The sequence below is a fragment of the Dorea longicatena genome, from assembly GCF_025150085.1.
Classification (GTDB): Bacteria; Bacillota; Clostridia; order Lachnospirales; family Lachnospiraceae; genus Dorea_A; species Dorea_A longicatena.
In genome coordinates, this window is the sequence record NZ_CP102280.1 from 369,011 (window position 1) to 381,989 (window position 12,979).

Below are 12,979 nucleotides of genomic sequence, written 5' to 3' on the forward strand. Positions count from 1 at the left end.
AGAGTAAAGAAATGTCACAAATGCAAATTTCAGAAAAACAAAATATATTAACCAGAACATGGGTAGTCGCAGCTCTGGCGTGTGTCTGCTGCATCTTATGGGGCAGTGCAATTCCCGTGATCAAGACAGGCTACCAGATTCTTGCCGTTGATTCAGCGGACACCGCAAGTCAGATTGTTTTTGCCGGTATCCGGTTCGCACTGGCGGGAATTCTTGTATTACTGTTCGCATCCATCCGGGAAAAAAGAGTTGTCCTTCCGGACGGAAAGATATTCAAGTATGTTATCCCAGTTTGCTTTGCTCAGACCTTCGTCCAGTACTTTTTCTTTTACATCGGAGTGGCACATACATCCGGTGTAAAAGGCGGGATCATCACAGGTCTAGGCAATTTTATTGCAATTTTAATGGCATGTCTGTTAGTAAGAAATGAAAAGATGACAGGCAGAAAACTTGCTGGCTGCATCCTCGGATTTGCGGGAGTCGTGATCATCAACATGGCAGGCGGCTCTATGGACATGGGATTCAGGCTGACAGGAGAAGGCTTCGTGCTGATCGCGCAGCTTTCTTATGGAGCGTCAACCGTACTGATCAATATTTTCTCCAAAAAAGTATCACCGGTTATTTTAAGCGGTTGTCAGTTCTTCATGGGAGGTGTGTTGCTGTTCATAGTCGGAATCCTGATGGGCGGACACTTGGATCATATGTCGATTGCAGGAGTAGTATTGATTCTCTACCTGGCAATGGTATCGGCTGTGGCGTATACACTCTGGTCGGTTCTGCTGGCGCATAACGAAGTATCGAAAGTGGCGATTTTCGGATTTGTCAATCCACTTTGCAGCGTGGTGTTATCGGCGTTGGTTCTTGGAGAAGTCAGCCAGGCATTTAATGCAAGAAGTCTGAGTGCATTGATTTTGGTTTGTGTGGGAATTTATATTGTGAATTGTAAAAGGAAAAAATAAAAGAAGCGGAAAAAGTTGTGAATGTAAACTTTTTCCGCTTCTTATTTTATAATTTCCCTTCCGGAATCTTACTAATAATTGTCTTATAAATTTTGATCAAAAATGCCGTAGACACAATAAATGATATCACTTCCGCAATCGGGAAAGCCCACCACACTATATGTAAGCCACCAATCTTAGACAAGATATAAGCTGACGGGATCAGCACAACCAGCTGACGCATGATGGATACGATCATACTGAATACTGCTTTGCCAAGTGCCTGGAATACGGTACCGGCAATGATGCAGAACCATGCGATCAGATAATGGATACCGATGATACGAAGTGCCGGAACACCGATTTTCAGCATGGCGTCAGACGCATTGAACATTCCAAGTAATACCTGTGGGATACCTTCAAAGCAGAGGAATCCAATGAAAGTAAGGCAGAATGCAGTCGTCAGACTGATCCGGATCGTCTTGATCATACGATTTCTCTGCTGTGCACCATAGTTGTAAGCAATGATCGGCGTGATACCATTGTTCAGACCGAATACCGGCATGAAGAAGAAACTCTGAAGCTTGAAGTATACACCGAATACAGCAGTTGCAGTTGAAGAAAATTCAATCAGAATGCGGTTCATCGAATAAGTCATGATCGATCCGATAGACTGCATAATAATAGATGGAATACCTACTGCATAAATGTGTCCGATCAGACGGATATCCGGTCGGAAGCCTTTGCAACTTAATGATACGTCATGGTTATATTTGTGATTACAGGTTCCGGCAACGATTCCGGCAACACATTGTCCGATAACGGTCGCAACGGCGGCTCCGGTAACACCCATCTTCGGAAATCCCAGAAGACCGAAGATCATGATCGGGTCCAGGATAATGTTTGTAATCGCACCACATAACTGAGAAGTCATACTGAAGATAGTTCTTCCGGTAGAAGTCAGTAACCGTTCAAAGAAGATCTGTGTGAACAGACCAAAGGAAAAGATCATAACCGTACTCAGGTAATCAATTCCAAGTTCCATGATCTCGACATCTGCGTTTCCAATCTGACTTGCATAGAAAGGTCTTACGATCGTAAAGCCGAGGATTAAAAATACAATGTAACTGATGGCATAGATAAATGCCGCATTATCAGCAATTTTATTCGCCTTTTTAAAGTTATGTTCTCCCAGTGATTTTGACAGGAGGGCATTCATACCGACGCCGGTACCGGTAGCTACCGCGATCAGAAGTGTCTGAAGCGGGAAGGCTAACGATACAGCAGTCAGTGCATTTTCTGATAATTTTGCTACGAAGATACTGTCAACGATGTTATAAAGCGCCTGTACCAGCATAGAAACCATCATTGGCAGTGACATATTGAATACTAATTTTCCGACGGGCATTGTTCCCATCTTATTTTCTGCTGCAGGAGCAGATCCACGTTCACTCATAGTTCTCATTCCTCCACAGAGACGCCTGGGAATCAGGACGTCTATTCATATATTTTTTCACTCTTTTTCATTAGGTACAATGATATATGATAGCATGAATGTAGGGATGATTCAATAAATAATGTAAAATTGTTTCATATCAAACTTTAATGAGTAGTTAGTGTTCTACATATGGAAATATTCTTTCATCTGATCCAGGATGATCTGCATCAGTCTGGTACGTGCTTCTACGCTTGCCCAAGCAATATGCGGCGTAATGAAAAGCCGGCGGCTGTCCTGGATCTTGATAAGCGGATTTTTCTCACTCATTGGTTCGGCAGATAAGACATCCAGACCTGCGGCAGCAATTTCGCCATTTACAAGTGCGTCGTAGAGATCCTGTTCAACAACGATCGGACCACGGCCGAGATTCAGGAAGATACAGGTTTCTTTCATCTTTGCAAATGCGCATTTATCCAGAAGATTTTCGGTGTGTTCATTCAATGGTGCATGGACAGAGATAATATCCGAAGTGGTAAGCAAGGTATCGAAATCAACCTGCGTATATCCATCCTGTGCAGGGCGTCCGGAGGCTGAATAATAGATGACATTTGCACCAAATGCCCGGGCAATTTGGGCAACGCGGCGTCCGATCGCGCCAAGTCCGATGATTCCCCACGTCTTGCCATTGATCTCTGAAAAATGTTCTGCAAAGTGAGTAAAAGAAGTATCGTTAATATAATTTCCATCTTTTACATAATCATCGTAATAGCGCAGCTTTTCAAGCAGATAGAAAAGCATGGCAAATGTATGCTGAGTAACTGTTTCTGTGGAATAACCGGCAACGTTTCTCCAGGCAATTTTGTGGGAATCCAGATAGTCTTTATCCAGATTGTTGGTTCCGGTTGCAGTAACACAGACCAGTTTCAGATTCTTTGCTGTTCCGACCGTATTTTCATTGATCGGAACTTTGTTAATGATAAGAACATCTGCGTCTTTCACGCGTTCCGGAGCTTCTTCCGGAGTGGTAAAGTTATATTTGGTAACTTCACCAAGTGAATCAAATCCGGACAGGTCAATATCGTCCCCGATTGTTTTGGCATCTAAAAATACAATTTTCATAAAATGTCCGTCCTTTCATAATTACAAATATTAACGCATGCAGATATATACCATATAAGCGGCATATAATACCAGCATGATAATTCCTTCTTTACGGTTGATTTCCTTCGAAGTCCATGCAAAGACGAGAGTGATTGCACTGATTATGATAAGGAAAGCAATGTCGATTATATTTTCCAGAGCGAATCCCACCGGACTGATTGCTGCCGCGACACCGAGTACAAAAAGGATATTGAAGATATTAGAGCCGATGACATTACCAAGTGCCATATCGACTTCGTCCTTTCTGGCGGCAACGATGGAGGTGACAAGCTCCGGAAGACTGGTTCCCATGGCAATGATCGTAAGTCCAATCAGTGTCTGGCTAAGTCCCAGACTGGATGCAATTGTGGATGCCCCGTCAACGACGAAATCACCGCCATATTTGATCGCAATCATACCGCCCAGTATGAAAATGAGACATTTCCATAACGGAAGGAGGTTGATATGGGAGGCAACCTGCTCGATTTCTTCTTCGGAAAGTGAGCTTCTCACTTTTTGTGCAGAAGAAGAATCCGCAGAAGTTATATTGTGACGTGCTCTTTTGGCAGAGCGGATCATCCAGAGCAGATATCCGGCAAATATAATAAGGAAGATAATTCCGTCTATCCGTCCGAGTGTCATGCCAAGATATCCAAGCAAAAGCAAAAGTCCCGCACAGAAGATAGATAACGGGAATTCTTTCTGTAAAGTACTTTTCTGTACAGCAAGCGGAACGAATAAAGAACAGACACCGCAGACTACTAACAGGTTAAAAATGTTGGATCCGACAGCATTACTGATAGCGAGGGAATTATTGCCGGTGAGGGAGGCAGTCACGCTGACGGCGCATTCTGGAAGACTGGTTCCCATGGCTACGATGGTCATCCCGATGATCATAGAAGGAATCCGGAGACGTTTTGCTACAGCAGAACTTCCCTCTACAAAAAAATCTGCACCCTTGATCAGCAGGACAAATCCGATAATTAATATAGTGAATGATTTGAATAATAACATATGAATCTCCTTTTCTTATATAGACAATAATATAGAGGAAATAAGTGCCAGTGTCAATGTATGCAATTTATTCTTCCCAAACTCGCAGAATTACTGTATATTTATAGAGAAAAATAAAAGTATGTTAAGTATGATCATTGATAACATCAGCTCATTTATGTACAGTAAACTGTTAGTTATCATATTAATCGGAGCTGGTGTGTATTTTACAATCCGGACGAGCTTCCCGCAGGTGCGTCTGTTTCACAGTGCCTGTAAAGCAGTAATGGAGAAACCGGATGATGAAGATGTAGTCTCTTCTTTTCAGGCACTTATGGTCTCCACTGCATCAAGAGTTGGTACGGGAAATATTGTAGGTGTATCTTCCGCAATCTGTATCGGTGTTTATTGACACATTATTATTGTGTACGGCAACCGCAATGATGTGTATGTCATCCGGAGTTGCCCCGTCAGAAGCACTTCAGGGAGCACCATGGGTACAGGCCGCACTTCAGGAATCGCTTGGAACATTCGGGCCGGTATTCATCACCGTGTCTATGGTATTATTTGCATTTACGACACTGCTTGGTAACTGCTTTTACTGTGACAACCTGTTGACATTCTGTCTAATACGACAATGAAGGCATTGAAAGATTATGAAAGACAGCTTAAAATGGGAATGAATCCGGTGTTCAAGAGTAAGGATATCGGAATGAAAGAGAAGCTTGACTGCTGGAAGTAGCGAAAGTAGTAAGAAATATAAGGTGGTGAGTGATATGTATTATGTACCGGACGGGACAAAGGAATGCGGATATTATGAATGCAGGAAATGCGGAAACCGTTTCCTGTCATTACAAACGATGAAGTATATTCCATGCCCGGACTGCGAACAGGAGATAGATTACGAGATCGGACCGGACGAGTCATTAGAAGATGTGCTGGATACAGCGGAGCTCCTTCAGAAGATTGAAGGCGAGGAAGAGGTTGAAAAGATGGATGCGCTTTTGAGTCTTGCAATTACTGGTGGGGATTGTAATTGGATTTGATTTGCGCTTTAATTCTTAAAAATTAATCTATGCAGATTCTTTCTGTGCTTTAAAGTAAGCTTTCAGCGAATTGATGACAATAATAAGGCCAAGTGCCATCAGAAGAATTGCAATGATAAGCTGTAAGCCTTCTACCCGGAATGTGGCAGATCCGGCTGCGTAAGCTTTGACAAGTCCGATGGTTCTTTCTACCAGTGCGGACAGTAACTGGTTGGCAGATCCGAACAGTGGCCAGATATTGGCATATCCGATACGTGCAACGGCGTCCAGACTGGTAAGTGCCAGTGCAGATACACACATGGTCATAAAGCACTGTGCGATGTAAACCGGGATACCGAACATTTCAAAGAATCCGGCAACGCCGCTTGAGAATACCTGGAATGGTGTTCCTGCGGCCGGTGTTCCGTCAGCAGCGGCTGCAGCACCTGCGACGCAAAGTGCAAGTACGGCCAGAAGACTTTCCAGAACCATGGCTCCGTAACCAACTTTTAACATATCTTTTTCATTCGATACAGTCTTAGATGAAGTACCGGAAGATTCATAGCCGGATGTGCGACAAGAAGTCCAAGTGCGGTACCGGCGATCATTCCGATGAACATATAAATTGTCATTGTATCACGAGGCTGTTTGATCAGCCAGATTGGAAGTACTGCTGCAAAGAAGATGTAAACAAATGTAACATAAGTCCATGCATTTTGAGGAATTTCTGCAGGTTTTAAATATAATAACAGAGTGCACTCTGTTTTTGCGAAATCACAAGAAGAAATGAGCTTATATTCTACGGGTAGCGGTATCCTGGAAACAGAAATAGTCCGGATGGCAGACGGTTCATGTATTAAATAATGCTTTTCTTTAAAATATCCACGGTATGTGATCCGGCGCCCACAAGCTCCGGCCGTTCACACACCGAAAGATGATACCGGATAAAAGTCTCGAATGTCTCCTCATCCATCGCATTCAGCACCGGACGCATATAATCCGAAGGTCCGTCGGCAGAGATGACCTTGATTCGTTCCAGACCGGCAGCTTTATTATAAGCATCCATATCTTCCAGGCGGACATAATCATAAAGGTCTTCAGGTTTGGGTTGTACACGGAAGTTGTCGTCAATCTTTCCGTTCTCGATACATTCTAAGATATGATTCTGTTTGAATCCATAGGTCAGCACGCTGTACTCATTCATGCAATAAGCAACAAGAATTACACCATCATCTTTCAATACACGTCTGGCTTCGGTCAGTGCTTTGACTTTATCTTCCATAGAATATAGATGATACATTGGACCAAAGACCAGAACTAAATCAAATTCCTTATCCGGAAAGCGGGAAAGTTTCATTGCATTTCCCTGATAGGCTTTTACAGAACTGTTTTTCTTTTTTAAGATCCCAAGATTATATTTAACCAGTTCAACAGCGGTAACATCGTAACCTTCTTCGGCAAGGGCTACACTGTAACGGCCGGTACCGGCACCTACATCCAGAATTTTTGCTGATTTATCTTCCGGAAGATATTCATGTATATATTTCATAGAAGTGGTAAATTCTACTTGTCCATGTCGGCTTCCAAGGCGTTTTTCTTCGTTAAATTTATTATAATATTTCTCAAGTTCAGTCATCATAGTGAAAGATTCTCCTTACATCAAAATAAATATCTGCTCATACTTTATCCACTTTAACATAAAGTCCGGGCTTATGTGCATAAAATATTTATGGAATTGAGAAAATTTATTTCATTCTGTATAATGAGATAACAATAAGATCCAGATGATAATAAAAAAGAGGAAATGATCATGAACAATACAGAAAGCATAAATGAAAAAATAATACAGAATATGATAGAAATTACGGATTTTGACGCTCCGGAACTAGATGTATATGCAAGACTTACAGAAGCACAGCTCTTGAACAAGGATCATCCGGAGGATGGACTGTTTATTGCAGAAAGTCCGAAAGTTATTAGCCGGGCATTGGATGGAGGATATGAGCTTGTGTCTGTTCTGGTGGAAAAAAAGCAGGTTTTGGAAGATGCGGAAACGATAGCTGTACTTGGAAAATGTGGCAATGTACCGGTATATACGGCAGAATTTGAAGTACTTACGAAACTTACGGGATTTAAACTGACCAGGGGAATGCTATGTGCGATGAAAAGAAGGAGGTTGCCTGGCCTGCAGGAAATCTGTAGCGGATGTGACAGAATAGCAGTATTGGAGAATGTAATGAATCCTACAAATGTAGGAGCGATTTTCCGCTCTGCGGCAGCACTTCACATGGACGCGGTGATTCTGACAGGGGGATGCAGTAATCCACTTTACAGGCGGGCAAGCCGTGTAAGTATGGGGACAGTATTCCAGATTCCGTGGACATTTGTGGATAACTCTGTAATCTGGCCGGAAGAAGGAATGAAGATATTGCGTGAATTGGGATTTAAGACGGCGGCGATGGCTTTGAAAGAAGATTCTGCAAGCATTGATGATCCGGAACTTATGAAAGAAGATAAGCTGGCAGTGATACTGGGAACAGAAGGAGACGGACTGGCGCCGGAGACAATTGCAGACTGCGATTATACGGTAATGATTCCAATGTCGCATGGTGTAGATTCGCTGAATGTCGCGGCCGCCAGTGCAGTAGCATTCTGGCAGTTGGGAAAGAGATAAATAGGACAGATAAAATATTAGATATGCTGCAGTTGAAGAATTGCTTATAAAAAGAATGTAAAATAAACAGACTTGTGTTATGATAAAAAGCAAAAAGACAGAAAGTATAGGAGGAATCATAGAATGTATATTACATGCCTGGATGTTGAAGGAGTATTAGTACCGGAAATATGGATCGCATTTGCCGAGGAAAGTGGAATCCCGGAATTAAAAAGAACGACAAGAGATGAACCGGATTACAATAAACTGATGAGATGGAGACTGGACATTTTAAAGGAACACGGACTTGGAATCAAAGAGATTCAGGAGACGATCGCCAAGATTGACCCGCTTCCGGGAGCGAAAGAATTCTTAGACGAACTGCGCTCATTTAGTCAGGTAATCCTGATCAGTGATACATTTACAGAGTTCGCACAGCCTTTAATGGAAAAGCTTGGAAGACCGACACTGTTCTGCAACAGCCTTGAGATTGCAGATAACGGTGAGATCACAGACTTTAAGATGCGTGTGGAAAATTCCAAACTCAGCACCGTAAAAGCACTGCAGTCCATTGGATTTGACACGATCGCAAGCGGTGATTCATACAATGATCTGGGCATGATCCAGGCAGGAAAAGCAGGATTCTTATTCCGAACGACTGAGAAAATTAAGGAAGATTATCCGGAGATTCCGGCTTATGAGACGTATGAGGAACTGCTGGGAGCAATCAAATCGGTAATTTCTATTTAGTTCATCATCGTGGCTTACTCCGGTCCATGAGAAAGACTTGGTATTATGTTTGTTGCTGGATGTCACGATGCAGAAGTTCTAAGGCAGTCCGCCTTCCCTAAGAACGAAAGGGTCTCCGCTCAAAACTCACCCCTACGGGGTTCAAACAGTTCGCTCCGTCCCTTTAACGGGAAGTCAAACTGCCTAAGAACTTCTACACATCGCGCCAAAATACGCATCAAACACAATACCAAGTCTTTCTCATGTCGTGATTGGCCAATGATAATGAATTCAATAGAGGGATTGTAACCGTTGTGTAGCCGGAAAGTTGTGGTGAAACCATTGATTTTCCGGCTTTTTCGTACACTTCCGGTATCACAAAGGTTACGGTTCCTCTGTTTAATTATTTCGGTCGGTGACAGCCGCCATGATGCATTAAATAGAAATTTCCTCCGCATGCGCAAGCGCCGCCGATATATTCGGACAGAAATTCTCCCGTCCAACCAGCTCCACGAATCCGGCCTTCTCCATAACCTTCATCGGCTGTTCATTCACATGCGAGAATACCAGCGTAATTCCCTTATTTTCACATACTTTTGTCAGGTTAAATAATGCGTTCATCGCGGTACTGTCGATTGCCGGAACACTTCGCATACGAAGAACCAGGCAGGTCGTAAAGTCTTTGACAACAATGTGCTCGATCGCATCTGCAGCACCAAAGAACAATGGCCCGGTGATCTCATAGACACGGATCTGCAGTGGAAGCTTCTTCAGATGTGCATCCACATCCGGTGTATCATCGTCCACGTAAGTCCAGCCATCGACATGCGTTTCCTCACTCATACGCTTGATGAAGAGAAGACATGCAAGCACCATGCCGATCTCGATCGCAACCACAAGATCGAACAGGATCGTGAGAATGAAAGTTGCAAATAACACGATGATATCACTTTTCGGTGCAGTGCGGATTAAGTGTACGAATGTACGCCACTGGCACATATTATATGCTACGATAAACAGGATTGCTGCGATGGTCGGCATTGGGATCATTCCGGCGAATGGCATCAGTACGACGAGTACGATGACCAGTGTGATGGAGTGCACCATTCCGGCAACCGGTGTGCGTCCGCCATTTTTGATGTTGGCAGCGGTTCTTGCGATCGCTCCTGTGGCAGGGATACCTCCGAATAAAGCAGAGGCGATATTACCGGCACCCTGGGCAACCAGTTCCATGTCGGAACGGTGCTTTCCGTTGATCATTCCGTCTGCGACGACGCAGGAAAGAAGTGATTCGATCGCAGCAAGCACAGCAATGGTAAATGCATTTGGAAGCGCATTTTCTATAATATGCAGATTCACAGCCGGCAGATGAAATGCCGGAAGCGAATTACTGATCGTGTAAAGATTTCCAATTGTAGATACCTTAAGCGGCAGGAACTTTACCATCAGGATTCCGACGATAACGGCAATCAGGGAACCCGGAATCTTTTTGAAGATCACCGGTGAGATGATCAGGATCGCAAGGCTTACGATACCAACGATCAAAGCAGCGGTATTCATGGTAGAAATATTTTCAATAAATGCTTTGAATTTTTCTGTGGTTTCAATCGGCTTTACACCGTCCGGATAAGTGACTCCGAAGAAATCCTTTAACTGTCCGATGACGATCGTAACGGCGATTCCGGATGTGAAGCCGGTTGTGATCGTATACGGAATGAATTTGATCAGACTTCCGAAGTGACAAAGGCCCATCAGGATCAGGAAGATACCTGCAAGGATGGTTGAAATCACGAGCCCGTCCAGTCCGTCTTTGGCGACAATACCCGCAACGATGGTTGCAAATGCAGCGGTCGGTCCGGCAATCTGTACACTGCTTCCACCAAGTGCAGAGATAACAAATCCCGCAACGATGGCCGTGAAGATTCCGGCTTCCGGTCCGACACCGGAGGCCAGTGCAAGTGCAATGGACAGCGGAAGTGCGATGATCGCAACGATGATTCCGGCGGTCACATCTTTTACAAACTGGGTACGGTCGTAAGATTTCAGTGAAGTCAGTAACATTGGTTTCAATGAATTCATGTGTAAATTTTACCCTTTCTCTTTTGTTTTATTCCTCTAATCTATAAAAATAACTTTAAAAGTATATCATAGGAAGAAAGCCGAAGGGGGAGTGTTTGCATTTATATACAATTTTGTGGGAAATATATAGAGTAGTACGTGGAAAAAGGCTTGAAATTCATAGTACGAAAGTCTATAATATGTTGCGGGCAGTTATGATACTGCACACGATAGTTAGAAAATCAATGATAAAATTCAACAAAAAAGGCAGGTGAACAGAATGGACGGTTGCGATAGTCATGGGCGAAGTTGCAGCATAGGATGGAAATTAAAAAGTTTATTAAGCAACAGTCGATTCTGTTTGAGTTAATTGCTGTACATTTAAGAGAAGCTCTAAGCGGCAAGTTCTCGGTACAGGCATCATAGATTTCTTTTATTTCTTATCCTATTTCCCAATGAGTATTACAAGTGAATAATAGCAGTCGTTTCATGGAGGATATGATCGTTACATATCCTGCAGTGTGTTTATGGTGAAGAAAACTGGAAAATGTATATCCGGTTATAGTGCATTAGGAAAAGGACAGGAGGTAAAGGTATGGAAAACAAAGATTATACAGTCGAGATACTGGAAATCATCAGAAGTAATACATCACCAGGTATTATGAGAAACAGACTGGAAGATTATCATGCAAATGACCTTGCAGAAGTATTTCCACAGCTGAAAGTATCAGAGAGAAGAAAAATCTGCAGAATCCTGGATCTGGACATGCTTTCTGATATCTTCGAGCATATCGATGAACAGGAAGCGGCAGAATATCTGGATGAGATGGATATCAAAAAAGCGGCAGCGATCCTTTCGGCAATGGAGACGGACGCAGTTGTGGATGTTCTGCAGATGATTCCGAAAGAGAAGAAAAATCTGCTGATCGAATTAATGGATGACGATGCCAGAAAAGATATGGCAATCATCGCTTCCTTTGATGAGGAAGAGATCGGAAGCAGAATGACAACGAACTGCATCATGATCCGTGAGAATCTGACGGTGAAGCAGGCAATGAGCAGTCTGGTAGAACAGGCAGCAAAGAATGATAACATTTCTACGTTATTTATGGTAACGGAAGATAATACATTTTACGGAGCAATGGATCTGAAAGATCTGATCATCGCAAGAAGAGAGTCTCCGTTAGAAGATCTGATCGCGACATCGTACCCATATGTATATGGAAATGAGCTGATCGATGACTGTATCGAGAGATTGAAAGATTATTCCGAGGATTCCATCCCGGTACTGGATAATGACAACAAGCTTCTCGGAGTCATTACATCCCAGAGTATGGTAGACCTGGTTGATGATGAGATGGGTGAAGATTATGCGAAGTTCGCCGGTTTGACCGCGGAGGAAGATTTGAAAGAACCATTAAGAGAAAGTATCAAGAAGAGACTTCCGTGGCTTCTGGTACTGCTGGGACTTGGAATGGTCGTTTCATCCGTAGTCGGTCTGTTTGAAGAAGTGGTAAGTCAGCTTACGATCATCATGTGTTTCCAGTCACTGATCCTGGATATGGCAGGTAACGTAGGTACGCAGTCACTGGCCGTAACGATCCGTGTACTGATGGATGAGTCACTGACCGGAAAGCAGAAGGCAGAACTGGTATTTAAAGAAATGAAGATTGCATTTTCGAATGGATCGATCCTTGGAATACTGTCGTTTGTAGTGATCGGACTTTATATTGCATTATTTAAAGGGAAGACATTCGTATTTGCATATGCGGTATCCGGATGTATCGGAGTGTCACTGTTGTTGGCGATGGTAATCTCAGGAGCGGTTGGAACATTGATTCCGTTGTTCTTTAAGAAGATTCATGTAGACCCGGCGGTTGCTTCGGGACCACTTATCACAACGGTCAATGACCTTGTGGCAGTTGTATCTTATTACGGACTGAGCTGGATATTCCTGATCAATATGGTGCATCTGGTTGGCTAGTTTAAGTTACAGTTAGAATGA

At 43.2% G+C, this 12,979-nt stretch carries 12 protein-coding genes and 1 pseudogene; 7 read left to right on the forward strand and 6 right to left on the reverse strand.

Annotated elements, in window-relative coordinates; translation table 11 throughout:
- Window positions 1–11: 11 nt before the first annotated feature.
- Window positions 12–959, forward strand: a complete 948-nt coding sequence (locus tag NQ508_RS01780) for a DMT family transporter (protein WP_006427656.1) — start codon at window positions 12–14, stop codon at window positions 957–959.
- 46 nt (window positions 960–1,005) lie between these two features.
- Here NQ508_RS01780 and NQ508_RS01785 read toward each other — a convergent pair whose 3' ends face one another.
- The 3 genes from NQ508_RS01785 to NQ508_RS01795 all read right to left on the reverse strand — a co-directional run bounded on the left by NQ508_RS01785 (window position 1,006) and on the right by NQ508_RS01795 (window position 4,530).
- A complete protein-coding gene (locus NQ508_RS01785) occupies window positions 1,006–2,394 on the reverse strand; it encodes an MATE family efflux transporter (RefSeq protein WP_006427655.1) in 1,389 nt (462 codons plus the stop codon).
- Window positions 2,395–2,559: 165 nt separating this feature from the next.
- Window positions 2,560–3,495, reverse strand: a complete 936-nt coding sequence (locus NQ508_RS01790) for a D-2-hydroxyacid dehydrogenase (protein WP_006427654.1) — start codon at window positions 3,493–3,495, stop codon at window positions 2,560–2,562.
- Window positions 3,496–3,525: 30 nt separating this feature from the next.
- Window positions 3,526–4,530 (reverse strand): calcium/sodium antiporter, encoded by a 1,005-nt coding sequence (locus NQ508_RS01795; protein ID WP_006427653.1) that lies wholly within the window; start codon window positions 4,528–4,530, stop codon window positions 3,526–3,528.
- A gap of 121 nt (window positions 4,531–4,651) precedes the next feature.
- Between NQ508_RS01795 and NQ508_RS14345 the strand changes: the two genes are divergently transcribed.
- The 3 genes from NQ508_RS14345 (at window position 4,652) to NQ508_RS01805 (ending at window position 5,555) form a co-directional block, all read left to right on the forward strand.
- Window positions 4,652–4,921: an alanine:cation symporter family protein gene (locus NQ508_RS14345; protein ID WP_006427652.1), complete on the forward strand. Its 270-nt coding sequence runs from the start codon at window positions 4,652–4,654 to the stop codon at window positions 4,919–4,921.
- On the forward strand, window positions 4,887–5,150 hold the full coding sequence (locus NQ508_RS14350) for an alanine:cation symporter family protein (protein WP_330371013.1): 264 nt from the start codon (window positions 4,887–4,889) through the stop codon (window positions 5,148–5,150). Before NQ508_RS14345 ends, NQ508_RS14350 begins: the two co-directional genes overlap by 35 nt.
- Before the next feature lie 135 nt (window positions 5,151–5,285).
- A complete protein-coding gene (locus NQ508_RS01805) occupies window positions 5,286–5,555 on the forward strand; it encodes a hypothetical protein (RefSeq protein ID WP_022416323.1) in 270 nt (89 codons plus the stop codon).
- Between the two features lie 27 nt (window positions 5,556–5,582).
- On the opposite strand, the pseudogene NQ508_RS14355 reads toward NQ508_RS01805, so the two are convergent.
- Both NQ508_RS14355 and NQ508_RS01815 read right to left on the reverse strand, forming a co-directional pair.
- Window positions 5,583–6,430: pseudogene (locus NQ508_RS14355) on the reverse strand (carbon starvation CstA family protein).
- Complete coding sequence (locus NQ508_RS01815; protein ID WP_006427646.1) at window positions 6,391–7,173, reverse strand: class I SAM-dependent methyltransferase; 783 nt, start codon at window positions 7,171–7,173, stop codon at window positions 6,391–6,393. Before NQ508_RS01815 ends, NQ508_RS14355 begins: the two are co-directional and overlap by 40 nt.
- A 204-nt stretch (window positions 7,174–7,377) precedes the next feature.
- Between NQ508_RS01815 and NQ508_RS01820 the strand changes: the two genes are divergently transcribed.
- Entirely contained in the window at window positions 7,378–8,208 is an 831-nt protein-coding gene (locus tag NQ508_RS01820) for a TrmH family RNA methyltransferase (RefSeq protein ID WP_044920079.1), read from the forward strand.
- Window positions 8,209–8,331: 123 nt separating this feature from the next.
- A complete protein-coding gene (gene thrH / locus NQ508_RS01825; protein WP_006427644.1) occupies window positions 8,332–8,937 on the forward strand; it encodes a bifunctional phosphoserine phosphatase/homoserine phosphotransferase ThrH in 606 nt (201 codons plus the stop codon).
- Between the two features lie 414 nt (window positions 8,938–9,351).
- Here thrH and NQ508_RS01830 read toward each other — a convergent pair whose 3' ends face one another.
- Window positions 9,352–10,995 carry a SulP family inorganic anion transporter gene (locus NQ508_RS01830; RefSeq protein WP_006426147.1) on the reverse strand — a complete coding sequence of 548 codons (1,644 nt, stop codon included), beginning with the start codon at window positions 10,993–10,995 and terminating at the stop codon, window positions 9,352–9,354.
- 574 nt (window positions 10,996–11,569) lie between these two features.
- On the opposite strand from NQ508_RS01830, the gene mgtE reads away from it, so the two are divergent.
- Window positions 11,570–12,958 carry a magnesium transporter gene (gene mgtE / locus NQ508_RS01835; protein WP_006426144.1) on the forward strand — a complete coding sequence of 463 codons (1,389 nt, stop codon included), beginning with the start codon at window positions 11,570–11,572 and terminating at the stop codon, window positions 12,956–12,958.
- Window positions 12,959–12,979: the final 21 nt, after the last annotated feature.